This is a genomic window from Pseudomonas sp. 1L-B-1-E-C1 (assembly GCF_057291835.1).
This window is the reverse complement of record NZ_JBXAWN010000003.1, coordinates 422426-439965: the sequence shown is the minus strand read 5'-3', so window position 1 is coordinate 439965 and position 17540 is coordinate 422426. Positions and strand designations below refer to the sequence as shown.

Genomic DNA, 17540 nt, shown 5'->3' with positions numbered 1-17540 from the left:
AAGCTGCTGCACTTCGTTTACGGAGTGCTCAAGTCAGGACTGCCATATGACCCGCAACTTGCGCTTGCCCGGTGAGGCTCAAGACGGTATCTACAGGCTCCGGCATACTCCTGTAGGAGCTGCCGCAGGATGCGATCTTTTGATCTTAACGATTCGGCTGTGGCGTCAGGCGCAGGTACGGCTTCACTGCACGATAACCTTTGGGGAAGCGCTGCTTGATCTCCTCCTCGTCCTTTAGCGACGGCACGATCACCACTTCTTCACCGTCCTGCCAGTTGGCCGGGGTGGCCACCTTGTAGTTGTCGGTGAGTTGCAGCGAATCGATCACCCGCAGGATCTCGTGGAAGTTGCGCCCGGTGCTCGCCGGATAGGTGATAGTCAGGCGGATTTTCTTGTTCGGATCAATGACGAACAGTGAACGTACGGTCAGCGTGTCATTGGCGTTCGGATGGATCAGGTCGTAGAGATCGGAGACCTTGCGATCGGCATCGGCCAGAATCGGGAAATTGACGATGGTGTTCTGGGTTTCATTGATGTCCTCGATCCACTTGTGGTGCGAGTCCACCGGGTCGACCGACAGCGCGATGGCTTTTACGCCGCGCTGGCTGAATTCATCCTTGAGCTTGGCGGTGAAACCCAGCTCGGTGGTGCACACCGGGGTGAAATCCGCCGGATGGGAAAACAGCACGCCCCAGCTATCGCCCAGCCATTCGTGGAAACGAATCTTGCCGGCGCTGGAGTCCTGTTCGAAATCGGGGGCGATGTCGCCGAGTCTGAGGCTCATGGTGCTGCTCCTGATAAGGGATGGGAGAGAACAACTGTAGCCCGGGATCGATCAGTGTGAAAAAGAATAAATAACTAGATATCTAGATCATTAATGAATATTAAACATCTGTTCATTGGACACTGGCCCGCATCGCGACGAACATCCAACGCAAGGTTCGAGAAGGCCTTGAGTTGCAGCAAAGAGGGAATCGGGAAGGGCTTACGGGGGTGAGCCTGACTCGAAACGCAAAAGCCCCGTCCGGCGCGATGCCGGACGGGGCTTTTTTTGTCTGCGAATCGAGCCGCGTAATTACAGCAGCGGGATCGAGTAGCTGACGATCAGGCGGTTTTCGTCCTGCGAACGGGTGTTCGGCAAGTCGGTGCGCCATACAGCGTTTTTCCACATCAGGCCGACGTTCTTGAACGGGCCTTCCGGTACTACGTAACCGATGGTGAAGTCGCGTTCCCACTCGGAGCGGTTCGACGCGCTCTCGCGACCATTGGTGCCTACGGTGTCGATGCTGTCACCTTTGAGGTAAACCACACCGGCGGTCAGGCCAGGTACGCCGACCTTGGCGAAGTCGTAGGAGTAGCGAGCCTGCCAGGTTTTCTCACCGGCGCGGCCGAACTTCTGGATCTGCATGTCGGTGATGGTGTAGTTCGACGAACCGTCACCCTGGTTCAGCCAAGGGAAATCGCTGCTGCCGTTGGAAACCTGATAACCACCACCAAAGGTGTGACCGGCAACGGTGTACAGGAACAGACCGCTGTACAGGTTGTTGTCGACTTCACCACGGCCGTTACGGAAACCGGTGTAGTTACCCGAGCTGTAGTAAGCCGAGTCAGTGCCGTTCTTGCCGTCGTCTGAGCTGTTGAAGTAACGCAGGTCAGACTTCAACACGCCCGGGCCGATCGACCAGTTGTGCACCAGACCGAGGAAGTGCTGCTTGTAGAAATCTTCCAGGTTGCCGTAGTAGTACTGGGCAGTCAGGTCCTTGGTGATCTTGTAGTCACCACCGGCGTAGATGAACTTGTTGCTGTCACGGAAAGCCGTGCCGCGGGTGTTGGCGCCGCCGATCGAAAGGTTTTCGTTGTTGCTGGAGTTACGACCTTTTACCGCTTCGATCTGACCACCGACCAGAGTCAGGTCCTTGATCTCGCCGGATGTGATCTGGCCACCCTGCCAGGTTTGCGGCAGCAGACGACCGTCGTTAGTAACGATGACCGGGTTCTTCGGCTGCAAGGTACCCAGCTTCAGTTCAGTCTGGGAGATCTTGGCTTTGGCAGTCAGACCCAGGCTGGAGAAGTTGTCCACGGCTTTACCGTTGGACTCGCTCGGGAACACGGTGCCGCCGTAAGCGGTGCCGCTGTTGCCGTTGGTGCCGCCGCCCGAATCAAGACGGATGCCCAGCAGGCCGATGGCGTCGAGACCGAAACCGACGGTGCCTTGGGTGTAACCGGAGATGAAACGCAGATCGAAGCCTTGGCCCCATTCTTCGTTCTTGTTGGCGCCAGCGCCGTCACGGTTATCAGTGTTGATGTAGAAGTTGCGCAGACCCAGAGTAGCCTTGCTGTCTTCGATGAAACCGGCGGCGCCTGCCTGCTGCGCCATAACCCCAACGGCCACAGCCAGGGCCAAGGTGGACTTGTTCATGTATCGCTCCTCTCGTTCTAATTCTTGTGTTCCTGGTTCGGGGTCGATTTGCCCTGAATCCTAAGATTCGCGATTAGCGCCAGACCGTGACTGCCAAGTCAATCGTAACCTTGTGTGTCTACGACCATCGTCTAATCGCTAGTGATTTGGTCCCTGCAGCGTAAAGACTTCCTGATAATCCCAAAAAGAATTTATTCATTCTTTTTCATACCATTCAGGTATATGGCCCATTAATGGCCATCCGCGCCGGGAAACAGCGTATCGGCGCCTAAGCTCATTCCTAAATGGTATTTGTTGACCTTTTTTTAGATCGATTAGCTTTGCCGTACTCCCAACACGGCAAATCCCATCGAAAAGGCGACGCATCATGGCGAAACGCGCACTATCAAGTCAATTTGTTACAGTTTGTGTGTCGGCACTGTTTTGTTTTTCCGCACACGCCGCCGGTCTGACTGTTGGCTACCAAACCGGCATCGACCCGAGCAAGGTGCCGCAGGCCGACGGCGTCTATGAGAAAACCATTGGCGAGAAGATCGACTGGCGCCGCTTCAACAGCGGCCCGGAAGTAGTGACAGCCATTGCTTCTGGCGACGTGCAGATCGGCAACCTTGGCTCCAGCCCACTGGCTGCGGCGGCGTCACGTAATCTGCCGATCGTGGCGTTTATTGTTTCGGCGCAGATCAATGCCGCTGAAGCCTTGGTGGTGCGCAACGGCAGCGGCATCGACAAACCGCAGGACCTGATCGGCAAGACCATCGCCACGCCGTTCGTATCGACCTCGCACTACAGCCTTCTTGGGGCGCTGAAGCACTGGGGCCTGAATCCTTCGCAAGTCAAAGTGGTCAATCTGCAACCAGCGGAAATCGCCGCTGCGTGGAAGCGTGGCGACATTGATGGTGCGTTTGTCTGGTCACCGGCCCTCGGTGAGATTCGCAAGACCGGCAAGACCCTGACCGACGCCGGACAAGTCGGCCAGTGGGGTGCGCCGACCTTCGAGGTGTGGGTCGCGCGCAAGGATTTTGCCGAGAAGCATCCCGAGGTCGTGGCCAAGTTTGCCCAGGTCACCCTGGACTCGTTCGCTGATTACGCCGCGCACAAGGACAGCTGGACAGCCGACTCGGTGCCTGTGCAGAAAATCGCCAAACTGACCGGTGCCAACGCAGCGGATGTTCCAGAACTACTCGCCGGTTCGGCATTCCCTGACGCGAAGGCGCAGCAAACCACGGCGCTGCTGGACGGCGGCACCGCGAAGGCAATTGCTGAAACGGCGAAATTCCTGAAAGAACAGGGCAAGGTCGAGACGGTGCTGCCGGATTACTCGCCGTACGTCAGCGCGAAATTCATCACCCAGTAAAAAGCTTCGCGAGCAGGTCGAATCGTCGCACCGTCGCTCCCACACTGGAATGCGCTTTCCTGTGGGAGCGACGGTGCGACCTGCTCGCGAATGGAGCAACACGGTTTTACAGAGTTTTTTCAAAAATCTTCGAATTGCGCTGATAGTTGTACAGCGACGCCCGCGCCGCTGGCAGGCGTTCGACGCTGCTCGGTTCGAACCCGCGCTCGCGGAACCAGTGCGCTGTGCGGGTGGTGAGCACGAACAGGGTTTTCAAACCCTGCGCCCGCGCCCGGGTTTCGATGCGCTCGAGCAACTCGTCGCCGCGCCCGCCATGGCGGTATTCCGGATTCACCGCCAGGCACGCCAGTTCGCCGGCATCGGAGTCAGCGATCTGATACAGCGCCGCACAAGCAATGATCATCCCTTCACGCTCGACCACGCTGAACTGCTCGATCTCGCGCTCCAGCACTTCGCGGGAGCGACGCACCAGAATGCCCTGCTCTTCCAGCGGACTGATCAGGTCGAGCAGGCCACCGACGTCTTCAATCGCCGCCTCGCGCACCAGCTCGAATTGCTCTTGCGCGACCAGCGTACCGCCACCGTCACGGGTGAACAGTTCGGTCAGCAGCGCGCCGTCCTCGGCGTAACTGACGATATGGCTGCGCGCCACGCCGCCACGACAGGCTTCAGCGGCGGCATCGAGCAGCTCCGCTTGATAATTGCTCATGCCCAGGCGCTGCAAATGGGCCGGCACTTGTTGCGGGCGCAGTTCGCGCACCAGTTTGCCGTTCTCGTCGATCAGGCCGAGCTCGGCGCCGAACAACAGCAGCTTGTCCGCGCCCAGATCAATCGCGGCGCGGGTGGCGACGTCTTCGCAGGCAAGGTTGAAAATCTCACCGGTCGGCGAGTAGCCCAGCGGCGACAGCAGCACGATCGAACGCTCGTCGAGCAGGCGGTTGATGCCCTTGCGGTCGACCCGACGCACTTCGCCGGTGTGGTGATAGTCGACGCCTTCCAGCACGCCGATCGGCCGCGCCGTGACCAGGTTGCCGCTGGCCACGCGCAAGCGTGAGCCCTGCATCGGCGACGAGGCCATGTCCATCGACAGGCGCGCTTCGATGGCGATGCGCAACTGGCCGACCGCATCGATCACACATTCCAGGGTCGCGGCATCGGTGATGCGCATGCCGTGATGGTAATGCGGGGTCAGGCCACGGGCGGCGAGGCGGGTTTCGATCTGCGGGCGCGAACCGTGCACCAGCACCAGACGCACGCCGAGGCTGTGCAGCAAGACCAGGTCGTGGACGATATTGCCGAAATTCGGATGCTCGACGCCGTCGCCGGGAAGCATGACGACGAAGGTGCAATCGCGGTGGGCATTGATGTAGGGAGACGCGTGGCGAAGCCAATTGACGTATTCGGGCATGAACCTGGGCCTGTAATAAAGAGCAGCCGAAAAAAGGGGCGAAACGAAAAACGCACAGCGGGCTGATGGTTATCGTCGGAACAGGCTTGGCGACACGCGCGCTCTCCTCATGAATACGGGTTGGGGTGCAGGCAATTTACCGAATTGATGCAGGACATTTAACCCTGTGGGAGCGAGCCTGCTCGCGAAAGCGGTGAATCAGGTTCATCAATGGCGACTGACAAAACGCTTTCGCGAGCAGGCTCGCTCCCACATAGGGCCATCATCGTTCGTCTGTCGTCAGGCAGTAATGTTCAATCAACTGCCGAATCAGATGCACGGTAGGCTGCAAACGTGACATTTCAAGGTATTCCCCCGGCTGATGCGCACAGGCAATGTCGCCGGGGCCAAGCACGATGGTTTCGCAGCCGAGGCGCTGAAGATAAGGCGCTTCGGTGCCGAACGCTACTGCTTCGGCACGATGGCCGGTGAGTTTTTCGGCGATGCGCACCAGTTCGGCATCCTCGGCCTGCTCGAACGGCGGCACTTCCGGGAACAGCGGTTTGTAATCGATTTTCACTTTGTGCCGCTCGGCCACCGGGTTGAGCTTGCGCAGGATTTCCGCGCGCAGCACGTTGGGGTCCATGCCTGGCAACGGCCGCAAATCGAACTCCAGCGAACACTGGCCGCAGATGCGATTGGGGTTGTCGCCGCCATGAATGCAGCCGAAGTTCATCGTCGGTTGCGGCACGCTGAATTGCGGATTGCTGAATTCGCGCTGCCACAACAGGCGCAGGCCGCGCAGTTCGCCGATGGCATCATGCATCGCCTCAAGGGCGCTGTGACCCAGACGCGGATCGGACGAGTGGCCGCTCTGCCCGAGGATGTCGATGCGCTCCATCATGATGCCTTTGTGCATGCGGATTGGCTTGAGCCCGGTCGGCTCGCCGATCACCGCCGCGCGGCCCAATGGCTGCCCGGCCTCGGCCAGCGCGCGGGCGCCGGACATCGAGCTTTCTTCGTCGCAGGTGGCGAGGATCAGCAATGGCTGTTTGAACGGCTGATCGAGCAGCGGCTGCACGGCTTCGATGATCAGTGCAAAGAAGCCCTTCATGTCACAACTGCCAAGCCCCACCCAGCGGCCATCGACTTCAGTGAGCTTCAGCGGGTCGGTCTGCCACAACGCGTCGTCATAAGGCACGGTGTCGCTGTGTCCGGCCAGCACCAGGCCGCCGGGACCGCTGCCGATACTGGCAAGCAGATTGAATTTGCCGGGGCTGACCTGCTGGATATCGCAGCTGAAACCCAGGTCACCGAGCCAGCCAGCGAGCAGATCGATGACGGCGCGGTTGGACTGGTCCAGGTTCGGTTGGGTACAGCTGACCGATGGCGCGGCAATCAGCGCGGCGAACTGGTCTTGCATGGACGGCAATGGCATCACTGACTCCAGGTCCCGGATTGAGGCCCACTATAGAACCATCCGGCGCGCGGAATAAACCGCCGCAGGGCGTAGGAAGTTTGACTGCTGTACACTGCACGGCCTTGGCAGCCACACATTCCCCCGGCTGCGCTCCCGATTCTGGATGTTCCGGCCATGCAAAAAGAAACCGAAATCAAACTCCGCGTCAGCCGCGAAACCCTCGCTGCCCTGCGCGAGCACCCGCTGCTGAAGAAACGCAACAAAAGTGGCTGGGAACGCCGTGAGTTGATGAACCAGTATTTCGACACCCCCGAGCGCGACCTGGCCCAGGCCAAAGTCGCCCTGCGCCTGCGCAAGGACGGTGACGAAGTAATTCAGACCCTCAAGACCCGTGGCCAGAGCGTCGCCGGTCTGTCCGAGCGTAACGAGTACGATTGGAAACTGCCGAAAGCCAAACTCGACGTAAAGAAACTCGACGGCGAATGCTGGCCCGAGGCGCTGGCCGAGCTGGACAAGAAAACCCTCAAGCCGATCTTCACCACCGATTTCGTCCGCGAGCGCGCGGAAATCGCCTGGGGTCGTGGCAAGACCAAAGTCGTCATCGAAGCGGCGCTGGATCTCGGCCATGTGGTGGTCGGCAAGCAGAAAGAAGAAATCTGCGAACTGGAACTGGAGCTGCGCGAAGGCGAGCCTGCTGCACTGCTGGAACTGGCTGCCGAACTGGCTGAAACCCTGGCGTTGATGCCATGCGACATCAGCAAGGCCGAGCGCGGCTATCGTCTGCACGACGCCAACAGCTACTCGCTGAGCCTGCCAGCGCCGCAGCTGACCACCGAAACCCGTCTCGACGACGCCTTCGCCGCGCTGAGCTGGCATCTTCTCGGCAGCAGCCAGCGTCTGGCCGAACAATATCGCTTCAACGGCCACTGGCGCCTGCTGCAGGACTGGGTCGAGAACCTCGCGGAAATGCGCGCCCTGCTCAGCAGCCTCGGTCAAGCGGCACCGCGTCAGTCGACTCACGATTTGCGTGTGGCCCTGGATGCCTTGCTGGAAGACTGGCGCCCGCTGGTGCAGGTCGGCATCGAAGACGAGGACGTGCGCAAAGCCGCGCCCGAGCAGTTCCTCGAAGAGCTGGAAGACCCACGCTGGGGTCAGTTCTCGCTGAACGCTTCACGCTGGCTGCTGGCCCGTACCTGGACCGCCGACCGCAACACTCGCGGCAACCGTCAGGGTGACGCGCAACTGCACAGCTGGTTGCCGCGTCTGCTGGGCGAAGAAGCCACCGCTCTGCAGTTGCAGCGCTACCAGCAACAGCCGGAAGATCTCGCCGAGCAACTGCCGCGTATCGAGCGCATTCAGGTCTGGCTGCACCACGCGCGCAACGTGCTGGACATTCCGGAAATGGATCGCCTGTACGGTGAACTGAACAAACTGGCGCAACTGGCCAACGAGCCGACCATCACCGACGAACTGCTCGATGCGCGCAAGCATCAGGCGATTGCGGTGTACCAGAACCGCGCCTGGAAAACCCTCCTGCGCGTGTAACACCGCTAAAAGATCGCAGCCTTCGGCAGCTCCTACCTTTGGAATGCATTCCCCTGTAGGAGCTGCCGAAGGCTGCGATCTTTTGCTTTTTTGCTAGACCGGCAGGCTCGTGGTGGATTTGATCTCCGACAGCGCCACGATCGAATTCACTTCCTGTATCCCCGGTACCAGCGACAGCTTCTCGAAGAAGAACCGCTCGTACGCCTCGATGTCCGCCGCGACGATGCGCAACATGAAGTCCACCGCGCCCATCAGTACGTAACACTCCAGCACTTCCGGAAAGCCGCGTATTGCCTCGGTGAATTCGGTGAAGTTCGAACGGCCGTGGGCGTTGAGTTTGATCTCGGCGAAGATTTGCGTGTTCAGGCCGATCTTCTTGCGATCAAGTAAGGTCACCTGCCCGCGAATGATGCCCTCCTCCTTCATCCGCTGAATCCGCCGCCAGCACGGCGATTGCGACAGGCCGACCTGCTCGGCGATCTGCGCGCTCGACAGCGAGGCGTCTTCCTGCAGCAAGGCGAGGATCTTGCGATCATAGCCATCGAGCTCGCTGTGCATAAAAAATCCTCAAAGATCAGTTTTCACGAATCATATCTTTCGATAAATCCCATTAGCCGCCGATCATAGCCAAGAAATACCCCGCACCGAATGTAAAAATTTCTCCAGCACTTATGGAGACTCGCCATGCCGCACCTTGAAGCCGTGAACAGCCCCGCCACCCGCGCCGATGTCTGGAACGTCAATAACGCCCACTGCCTGGCGCAGTACCAGATCCTCGCCGAGGCCGAGCCGGATCTGCTGGTGCGGGTATTGAATCTGTTCGCCTTGCAGTGCCTGACGCCGGAGCAGGTCAACGTCCAGCGCCAGGACGATCTGCTGTCGATCGATCTGCTGATGAGCGGCTTGAGCTGGCATCGCGCGCAAGTGATCGCGGAAAAACTGCGTAACCTGATCAGCGTCTGCTCGGTGGATTTGCACAATGCCGATGCAGCATGGCAGGCGCCCGTGCAAGCCGCCGGCTGACAGATCCGGCAACGGCTTCGTCGGGTAGTGGCCCAACGGTCAGCAGCGCCACGACTATCCTTTTGGGCATGACGCTTAAAAAGGAAAGCCACATGTCCGTTCAATTTGTCACTCAGGACCGCTGGCTGGACCTCAACGATGTACTGCGTGAACTGGTCGCCCAAGGCTTCATCTGCCAGGACGCGGCGGAACAGGCGCTCAATGCCAGGCGTCGCCATGCTGCTCACGGGCAGATGCATCCGCTGGAGTTCATCGCCAGCCAGCAACTCGACGACCTCAGCCGTCCGGGCAAACATCTGGACCTGGAAAGCCTGACCCTGTGGCTGGCGCAACAGGCCGGCCAGCCGTATATGCGCATTGATCCGCTGAAAATCAACGTTGCAGCGATCACACCACTGATGTCGTATGCCTTCGCCCAACGGCACAAAATCCTTGCCGTCGCCGTGGATCGCGATGCGGTGACCGTGGCCAGCGCCCAACCTTACGTCAACGGTTGGGAAGCCGATCTGACCCACGTATTGAAGCTGCCGATCAAACGGGTCGTGGCCAACCCGGTCGATATCCAGCGCTTCAGCGTCGAATTTTTCCGGCTGGCCAAATCGGTCAGCGGCGCCAGCAATGCCGACGCCCAGAGCGGCAACCTCGGCAATTTCGAACAACTGCTCAACCTCGGCGCCAGCGATCAGGAGCCGGACGCCAACGACGCACACATCGTCAACATCGTCGACTGGCTGTTCCAGTACGCCTTCCAGCAGCGCGCCAGCGATATCCACATCGAACCGCGCCGCGAGCACGGCACCGTGCGCTTTCGCATCGACGGCGTGTTGCACAACGTCTATCAATTCCCGCCGCAGGTGACCATGGCGATTGTCAGCCGCCTGAAAAGCCTCGGTCGCATGAACGTCGCGGAAAAGCGCAAACCCCAGGATGGCCGGGTCAAGACCAAGACCCCGGACGGCGGCGAAGTGGAATTGCGTTTGTCGACCTTGCCGACGGCGTTCGGCGAAAAAATGGTCATGCGGATTTTCGACCCGGAAGTGCTGCTGAAAAATTTCGACCAGTTGGGTTTCAGCGCCGACGACCTGCGGCGCTGGCAGGACATGACCCGCCAGCCCAACGGCATCATTCTGGTCACCGGGCCGACCGGTTCGGGCAAGACCACCACCCTGTACACCACGCTGAAAAAACTGGCGACGCCGGAGGTCAACCTCTGCACCATCGAGGACCCGATCGAAATGGTCGAGCCGGCCTTCAACCAGATGCAGGTTCAGCACAACATCGAACTGACCTTCGCCGCCGGGGTGCGCGCGCTGATGCGACAGGACCCGGACATCATCATGATCGGCGAGATCCGCGATCTGGAAACTGCGGAAATGGCGATTCAGGCCGCGCTCACCGGGCACTTGGTCCTGTCGACGCTGCACACCAACGATGCGCCGAGCGCCATCAGCCGTTTGCTCGAACTCGGCGTGCCGCATTACCTGATCAAAGCGACCGTATTGGGCGTCATGGCTCAGCGTCTGGTGCGCACTTTGTGCCCGCACTGCAAGGCGCCGCTGACGCTCGAGGATGAAGACTGGCAAACCCTGACCCGACCCTGGCAGGCGCCGCTGCCGAGCAATGCGCAGCGAGCGATCGGCTGCCTGGAATGCCGCGACACCGGCTATCGCGGCCGCGCCGGGGTCTACGAAATCATGCAACTGAGCGACGGCCTCAAGGCGCTGATCAACCCGGACACCGACCTGACGGCCATCCGCCGCCAGGCATTCAAGGAAGGCATGCGCAGCCTGCGCCTGTCAGGCGCGCAAAAAGTTGCCGCAGGGCTGACCACAGTGGAGGAAGTGCTGCGGGTAACGCCGCAAAGTGAGTCGAAATAAGTCGCCACGGAACTGGATCGATGGATCGCCGATCCAACGCCGTAGTCAATCCCCAGGAGTCACCCCATCATGCGTCTCAAACTTGCTGTCGCCACCCTGGCCCTGCTGTCGCTTCCCGTTGGTTCGGCCATGGCGGACAGCTTTTGGCGTAACGTCATTTCCTCCGGTGCCACCACCGGTTCGACTTACCTGACCTTCAAGGATCACAAGCTGATCGTTGCCGCTCAGGACGACGCCGGCAGCTTCGTTGCCAGTGACGGCGGTATCCGTGGTCCGTATCTGGAAGCCGCGATGCAGAAAGTCCGCGCCGACAACCCGGGCCTGCAGGCCTCGGACATGGAACTGGCGAACGCAATTCTGGCGAAGAACGCCGTGGCTTCCGAGTAAGCCTTGCCCCATGAAAAATGCCGCTCGATTGAGCGGCATTTTTTTGTCCGGATTTCAGACAGCGAATTACTCGCCGATGGCAGCCTTGTACGCACCAGCATCCAGCAGCTTGTCCAGCTCGGCCTTGTCGCTTGGCTTGAGCTTGAAGATCCACGCGCCGTACGGGTCGGAGTTCAGCAACTCGGGCGAGCCGCCCAGCTCTTCGTTGATCGCGATGACTACGCCGCTGACCGGGGCGTAGATGTCGGAGGCGGCTTTCACCGACTCGACCACGCCGGATTGATCACCGGCGGCGAACACCTTGCCGACTTCGGTCAGTTCGACGAATACCACGTCGCCCAGCGCTTCCTGCGCGTGATCGCTGATGCCCACGGTGACGCTGCCGTCGGCTTCCAGACGTGCCCATTCATGACTTTCGGCAAAACGCAGTTCGGCAGGGATATCGCTCATCTTCGGTTTCCTCAGGAATTGGTCAGCGGTTGTGCCCGCCAGAAAAGGTTAGATCAAAGTCTTGCCATGGCGTACGAAGGTCGGTTTGACCACTCGCACCGGGTACCACTTGCCACGAATTTCCACTTCGGCGCGGTCGGCAGTTGCCATCGGTACACGCGCCAGGGCAATCGATTTGCTCAGCGTAGGAGAGAAACTACCACTGGTGATCTCCCCTTCGCCAACATCGGCGATGCGAACCACTTGGTGAGCGCGTAAAACCCCGCGTTCTTCCAGCACCAGACCGACCAGTTTGTGCGCCACGCCGGCGGCTTTTTCCGCCTCCAGCGCCGCGCGGCCGATGAACTGACGCGAGGCCGGTTCCCAGGCGATGCTCCAGGCCATGTTCGAGGCCAGCGGCGAAACGTCCTGGTGGATGTCCTGGCCGTAGAGGTTCATCCCGGCCTCGACACGCAACGTATCGCGAGCACCAAGGCCAATCGGGGAAATACCGGCGCCGACCAGGTCGTTGAAGAAGCCCGGCGCCTGATGGGCCGGCAGGCAGATTTCCAGGCCATCCTCACCGGTGTACCCGGTGCGCGCGATGAACCAGTCACCGTCAATGGCGCCTTCGAAAGGTTTGAGTTGCTGGATCAGCGTGGCGCGGGACTGGGTGACCAGTTCGGCAATCTTGTGCCGGGCCTGCGGGCCCTGGATGGCGAGCATTGCCAGCTCGGAGCGCTCGTGCAACTGCACGTCGTATGTACCGAGTTGCGCGTTCATCCACGCCAGATCCTGATCGCGGGTCGAGGCGTTGAACACCAGCCGGTACGCGTCGTCGAGGCGATAGACGATCATGTCGTCGACGATGCCGCCGCGCTCATTGAGCATGGTGCTGTACAACGCCCGGCCGGGGCGGTGCAGACGTTCGACATCGTTGGCCAGCAGATGCTGGAGCCAGGCCTTGGCCTGGGCGCCGGTGACATCGATCACGGTCATATGGGAAACATCGAACACCCCGCAATCGCGGCGCACTTCGTGGTGCTCCTCGACTTGCGAGCCGTAATGCAGTGGCATGTCCCAACCGCCAAAATCGACCATCTTCGCGCCGAGCGCGAGGTGCAGGTCATACAGAGGCGTACGCTGTCCCATGGGTTTCTCCTTCCGGGCGTGGCGAGGGTGCGGACCGCCGCTATACGGCTGAAAGCCTTGATGGATAAGGCTTTCAGCCGATTCCAGCGCACGGGTCTGTCAGACGAACCGCACCGAATGCCGCGCATTGTAGCCGCATGATGTAGGACTCACTACTAAGTGTTTCGGTGCGCTGAGCGTCGAATCAATCCGATCACTGGCAATAGACCAACCAGCACCAGGGTCAGCGCAGGCAATGACGCCCTCGCCCACTCACCTTCGCTGGTCATTTCAAAGATGCGCACCGCCAGCGTGTCCCAGCCAAACGGGCGCATCAGCAGGGTCGCGGGCATTTCCTTGAGCACATCGACGAACACCAGCAACGCGGCGCTCAAGGTGCCGGGCAGCAACAGCGGCAGATACACTTTGAAAAACAGTCGCGGCCCACTGACACCCAGGCTACGTGCCGCTTCGGGCAAAGATGGCCGTATACGCGCCAGACTGCTTTCCAGCGGCCCGTAAGCGACGGCGATAAAGCGCACCAGATAAGCCATGAGCAAAGCGGCGAGGCTGCCGAGCAACAGTGGTTTGCCGGCACCGCCGAGCCACGCGGAGAGCGGAATCACCAGTTCACGATCCAGATAACTGAAAGCGAGCATGATCGACACCGCCAGCACCGAACCGGGCAACGCGTAGCCGAGATTGGCCAGACCGACGCCGGAGTTGATCGTCTGGGTCGGCGCCAGACGCCGGGCGAACGCCAGCAACATCGCAACGCTGACGGTAATCAGCGCCGCCATCGCGCCCAGGTAAAGCGTGTGCAGGATCAGCCCGGCGTAGCGCTCGTCCAGATCGAAGCGTCCGCGCTGCCAGAACCAGACGATCAGTTGCAGCACCGGGATGACGAAGGCGCAGGCGAACACCAGGGCACACCAGCCCGTCGCCGCCAACGCCTTGACCCCGCGCAGGTGATACAGCGCTTTTACCCGTGGCCGCTCATTGCTGGCCCGATTCGCCCCGCGTGCCCGGCGTTCGCCGTACAGCACCAGCATCACCACCAGCAGCAACAGACTGGCCAGTTGCGCGGCGCTGGGCAGGCTGAAGAAGCCGTACCAGGTCTTGTAGATTGCCGTGGTGAAGGTGTCGAAGTTGAACACCGACACCGCGCCGAAATCGGCGAGGGTTTCCATCAGCGCCAGCGCCACGCCCGCGCCAATCGCCGGACGCGCCATCGGCAACGCGACCCGCCAGAACGCCTGCCACGGCGATTGCCCGAGCACCCGCGCCGCTTCCATCAGGCCTTTGCCCTGGGCCAGGAATGCGGTGCGCGCCAGCAGATAAACGTAAGGATAAAAGACCAGCACCAGCACCACGATCACCCCGCCGGTGGATCGCACCCGCGGCAGGCGCAGGCCGGTGCCGAACCATTCGCGCAGCAAGGTCTGCACGGGGCCGGCGAAGTCGAGCAGGCCAACGAAAACAAAGGCCAGTACATAGGCGGGAATGGCGAAGGGCAGCATCAGTGCCCAGTCGAGCCAGCGCCGGCCGGGGAACTCGCAGAGGCTGGTGAGCCAGGCCAGGCTGACACCCAGCAGGGTCACGCCGATACCGACGCCGAGGATCAGCGTCAGGGTATTGCCGAGCAGACGCGGCATCTGGGTTTCCCACAGGTGCGACCAGATCTGCTGATCGATGGTCTGCCACGACAGCAGCAGCACGCTCAGCGGCAACAGCACCAGCGCGGCGATGGTGAAGACGATGGGGTACCAGCGGCGTTGGGCGAGGTGGGCCACTTTAGGGTCTCTGGAGGCATTGGCGTGTTCTTGGATTGCGTATTTCAGGTTGGGATCGCTGCCCTCACCCTAGCCCTCTCCCGGAGGGAGAGGGAACTGACCGCGTCGCTTTTACGTATTATGCCGATCTGAGGTACCGAGCCGAACTCAGGTTCGAATCCAACACAAATCCGCTCCCTCTCCCTCCGGGAGAGGGCTGGGGTGAGGGGCTGGATTTTGAATCAAACGAATCTTTCGAAACGATTCAGTTCCAACCCGCCCGATCCATCATCCGGATCGCCTCAGCCTGACGCTTGCCCGCCACTTCTACCGGCAGGGTATCGGCCACGAACTTGCCCCACGCCGCCACTTCTTCCGATGGCGCCACCGCCGGGTTGGCCGGGAATTCCTGGTTCACATCAGCGAAAATCTTCTGCGCCTCAGGCGTGGTCATCCACTCGACCAGAGCCTTGGCCGCTTCCGGGTGTGGTGCATGTTTGGTCAGGCCGATGCCGGACAGGTTCACATGCACGCCGCGATCAGCCTGATTCGGCCAGAACAGCTTCACTGGCAATTCAGGCTTCTGCTTGTGCAGGCGACCGTAGTAGTAGGTGTTGACGATGCCGACGTCGCACTGCCCGGCATTGATCGCTTCCAGCACTGCAACATCATCGGAGAACACGTCAGTGGACAGGTTGTTGACCCAACCCTTGAGGATCTTCTCGGTCTTCTCGGCGCCGTGAACTTCGATCATGGTCGCGGTCAGCGACTGGTTGTAGACCTTCTTCGCCGTGCGCAGGCACAGGCGACCTTCCCAGTTTTTGTCGGCCAGCGCTTCGTAGGTGGTCAGTTCGCCCGGCTTCACCCGCTCGGTGGAATAGGCGATGGTCCGTGCGCGCAGGCTCAGGCCGGTCCAGGCATGAGTGGACGAGCGATATTGCAGGGGAATATTTGCGTCGATGGTTTTCGAGGTGAATGGCTGAAGGATGCCCATCTGCTCGGCCTGCCACAGGTTGCCGGCATCGACGGTAAGCAGCAGATCGGCGGTGGCGTTTTCACCTTCGGCCTTGATGCGCTGCATCAGCGGCGCTTCCTTGTCGGTGATGAACTTGATCTTCACCCCGGTCTTGGCGGTGTAGGCATCGAATACCGGTTTGATCAGCTCATCGATACGCGACGAGTAAACCACCACCTCATCGGCAGCCTGGGCAGTGGTGCTGCCGATCAGGGTCAAGGCCAGTGCGGTCAGAAGACGCTTGGGTGCCAACATGGGAGTGGTCTCTCGGTCGGGAAATGAGGGCCAAATGATAAGGACTCACATTTACCACCACAATCGAACACTGGGGGAAGGCGTTACCAGATGTTGCACAAATCGTTGTAGGAGCTGCCGAAGGCTGCGATCTTTTGATTTTTCAAGATCAAGATCAAAAGATCGCAGCCTTCGGCAGCTCCTACAGGGGAATGCGCTCCCCTGTAGGAGTGAGCCTGCTCGCGATGAGGCCATCAGATTCAATGCATATCTCAGGGCTTGGCGAGCGCCGGAAGATCCCCGGTCAACCCCAGCGCCTCGCGCACAAACAAGGCCTTCGCCTCGGGCATCTGCTCAACCAGCTTCAGCCCGGTATTGCGCAACCAGCGCAGCGGCAGCGGATCGGCCTGGAACAACCGCTCAAAGCCCTCCATCGCCGCCATCAGTGCCAGGTTATGCGGCATGCGCCGACGCTCGTAGCGGCTCAGCACTTTCACGTTAGCCAATCGCTCGCCGCGCTCATGCGCTTGCAGCAATACTTCCGCCAGTACCGCGGCGTCGAGGAAACCGAGATTTACGCCCTGCCCCGCCAATGGGTGAATGGTGTGCGCCGCATCGCCGATCAGGGCCAGGCCTTCCGCGACGTAGCGCTTGGCATGGCGCTGACGCAGCGGCACGCACAGACGCGGATCGGCACTGATCACTTCACCGAGGCGTCCCTCAAAGGCCCGCTCCAGTTCGGCGCAAAACGCGACGTCGTTCAGCGCCATCAAGCGCTCGGCTTCACTCGGCGTGGTCGACCAGACGATCGAGCACCAGTCCTGCTGGCCATCGCGTTCCAGTGGCAGAAACGCCAACGGCCCGTGATCGGTAAAGCGCTGCCACGCGGTTTTGCGGTGCGGCTGGCTGCAGCGCACGCTGGTGACGATGGCGTGATGCAGATAATCCCACTCGCGAGTCGCCACGCCGGTGAGACGGCGCACAGCAGAATTAGCGCCATCAGCCGCGATCACCAGCGGCGCGCGCAAGGTACGGCCATCGGCCAGGGTCAGCAGCCAGTCATCGCCGGAGCGACGCATCTGCTCCAGCCGCGCATTGGCGAGCATGCCCAGATCGCAGTCATGCAAGCGCTCGAGCAGCGCATCCTGGACCACGCGGTTTTCGACGATATGGCCGAGCACATCGGCATGCACGCTGCTCGCCGAGAAATGAATCTGCCCGGTGCCGCTGCCGTCCCAGACGTGCATGTCGGTGTACGGGCTGCTGCGCCGTTGCGCGATGCCGTCCCAGACGCCGAGGCGTTCGAGGATGCGCTGACTTGCCGCCGACAACGCACTGACCCGCGGTTCGAATGCAGCGTCGGCGTCGAACGGTTTCACGCTCATCGGGCTGCCGTCGAGCAGCAGCACTTCCAGGCCGCTGTCCTGTAGCGCCAGCGCCAGGGCGCTGCCGACCATTCCGGCTCCGACTATCAGCAGATCTGCGCGCATTTCCATGCTTTAGGCCTGTCTCGCTTGGGGCTTGCGCCGCACGTAATGGGTTTTACC

Annotated in this window: 15 protein-coding genes; 5 read left to right on the top strand and 10 right to left on the bottom strand. The window is 60.7% G+C overall.

Going from position 1 to position 17540, the window contains the following annotated elements; genetic code table 11:
- Positions 1-145: 145 nt before the first annotated feature.
- Both AC0Z4S_RS08305 and AC0Z4S_RS08300 read right to left on the bottom strand, forming a co-directional pair.
- On the bottom strand, positions 146-784 hold the full coding sequence (locus tag AC0Z4S_RS08305) for a peroxiredoxin (RefSeq protein WP_325717774.1): 639 nt from the start codon (positions 782-784) through the stop codon (positions 146-148).
- Between the two features lie 291 nt (positions 785-1075).
- On the bottom strand, positions 1076-2419 hold the full coding sequence (locus AC0Z4S_RS08300; protein WP_253496982.1) for an OprD family porin: 1344 nt from the start codon (positions 2417-2419) through the stop codon (positions 1076-1078).
- Positions 2420-2783: 364 nt separating this feature from the next.
- Here AC0Z4S_RS08300 and tauA point away from each other — a divergent pair, with 364 nt between their 5' ends.
- The gene (tauA, locus tag AC0Z4S_RS08295; protein ID WP_485622650.1) at positions 2784-3773 is read left to right on the top strand and encodes a taurine ABC transporter substrate-binding protein; all 990 of its coding nucleotides are present in this window, start codon (positions 2784-2786) and stop codon (positions 3771-3773) included.
- Positions 3774-3879: 106 nt separating this feature from the next.
- Here the strand turns inward: tauA and argA are convergent, their stop codons facing one another.
- Both argA and argE read right to left on the bottom strand, forming a co-directional pair.
- Positions 3880-5181 (bottom strand): amino-acid N-acetyltransferase, encoded by a 1302-nt coding sequence (gene argA / locus AC0Z4S_RS08290; protein ID WP_016772647.1) that lies wholly within the window; start codon positions 5179-5181, stop codon positions 3880-3882.
- A 262-nt stretch (positions 5182-5443) separates the two neighbouring features.
- Complete coding sequence (argE, locus tag AC0Z4S_RS08285; RefSeq protein WP_485622639.1) at positions 5444-6598, bottom strand: acetylornithine deacetylase; 1155 nt, start codon at positions 6596-6598, stop codon at positions 5444-5446.
- 156 nt (positions 6599-6754) lie between these two features.
- Here argE and AC0Z4S_RS08280 point away from each other — a divergent pair, with 156 nt between their 5' ends.
- On the top strand, positions 6755-8125 hold the full coding sequence (locus AC0Z4S_RS08280) for a CYTH domain-containing protein (RefSeq protein WP_253496988.1): 1371 nt from the start codon (positions 6755-6757) through the stop codon (positions 8123-8125).
- 93 nt (positions 8126-8218) lie between these two features.
- Here AC0Z4S_RS08280 and AC0Z4S_RS08275 read toward each other — a convergent pair whose 3' ends face one another.
- Positions 8219-8683, bottom strand: coding sequence for an Lrp/AsnC family transcriptional regulator (locus tag AC0Z4S_RS08275; protein ID WP_471877060.1), 465 nt, complete (start codon positions 8681-8683; stop codon positions 8219-8221).
- A 126-nt stretch (positions 8684-8809) separates the two neighbouring features.
- Between AC0Z4S_RS08275 and AC0Z4S_RS08270 the strand changes: the two genes are divergently transcribed.
- The 3 genes from AC0Z4S_RS08270 to AC0Z4S_RS08260 all read left to right on the top strand — a co-directional run bounded on the left by AC0Z4S_RS08270 (position 8810) and on the right by AC0Z4S_RS08260 (position 11412).
- Positions 8810-9148, top strand: a complete 339-nt coding sequence (locus tag AC0Z4S_RS08270; RefSeq protein ID WP_253496991.1) for a hypothetical protein — start codon at positions 8810-8812, stop codon at positions 9146-9148.
- A 92-nt stretch (positions 9149-9240) separates the two neighbouring features.
- Positions 9241-11025, top strand: coding sequence for a type IV pilus assembly ATPase TfpB (tfpB, locus tag AC0Z4S_RS08265; RefSeq protein ID WP_485622638.1), 1785 nt, complete (start codon positions 9241-9243; stop codon positions 11023-11025).
- A 66-nt stretch (positions 11026-11091) separates the two neighbouring features.
- On the top strand, positions 11092-11412 hold the full coding sequence (locus tag AC0Z4S_RS08260; RefSeq protein ID WP_172667868.1) for a DUF2388 domain-containing protein: 321 nt from the start codon (positions 11092-11094) through the stop codon (positions 11410-11412).
- Positions 11413-11478: 66 nt separating this feature from the next.
- Here the strand turns inward: AC0Z4S_RS08260 and gcvH are convergent, their stop codons facing one another.
- From gcvH to AC0Z4S_RS08235, 5 genes are all read right to left on the bottom strand, one after another.
- On the bottom strand, positions 11479-11862 hold the full coding sequence (gcvH, locus tag AC0Z4S_RS08255) for a glycine cleavage system protein GcvH (RefSeq protein WP_485622637.1): 384 nt from the start codon (positions 11860-11862) through the stop codon (positions 11479-11481).
- A gap of 48 nt (positions 11863-11910) precedes the next feature.
- Positions 11911-12993, bottom strand: a complete 1083-nt coding sequence (gene gcvT, locus AC0Z4S_RS08250; RefSeq protein ID WP_485622636.1) for a glycine cleavage system aminomethyltransferase GcvT — start codon at positions 12991-12993, stop codon at positions 11911-11913.
- Positions 12994-13148: 155 nt separating this feature from the next.
- Positions 13149-14765, bottom strand: coding sequence for an ABC transporter permease (locus AC0Z4S_RS08245; protein WP_485622635.1), 1617 nt, complete (start codon positions 14763-14765; stop codon positions 13149-13151).
- Between the two features lie 244 nt (positions 14766-15009).
- Positions 15010-16014 carry an extracellular solute-binding protein gene (locus tag AC0Z4S_RS08240; RefSeq protein WP_024014737.1) on the bottom strand — a complete coding sequence of 335 codons (1005 nt, stop codon included), beginning with the start codon at positions 16012-16014 and terminating at the stop codon, positions 15010-15012.
- 251 nt (positions 16015-16265) lie between these two features.
- Positions 16266-17483, bottom strand: a complete 1218-nt coding sequence (locus AC0Z4S_RS08235; protein WP_485622649.1) for a 2-octaprenyl-3-methyl-6-methoxy-1,4-benzoquinol hydroxylase — start codon at positions 17481-17483, stop codon at positions 16266-16268.
- Positions 17484-17540 lie beyond the last annotated feature (57 nt).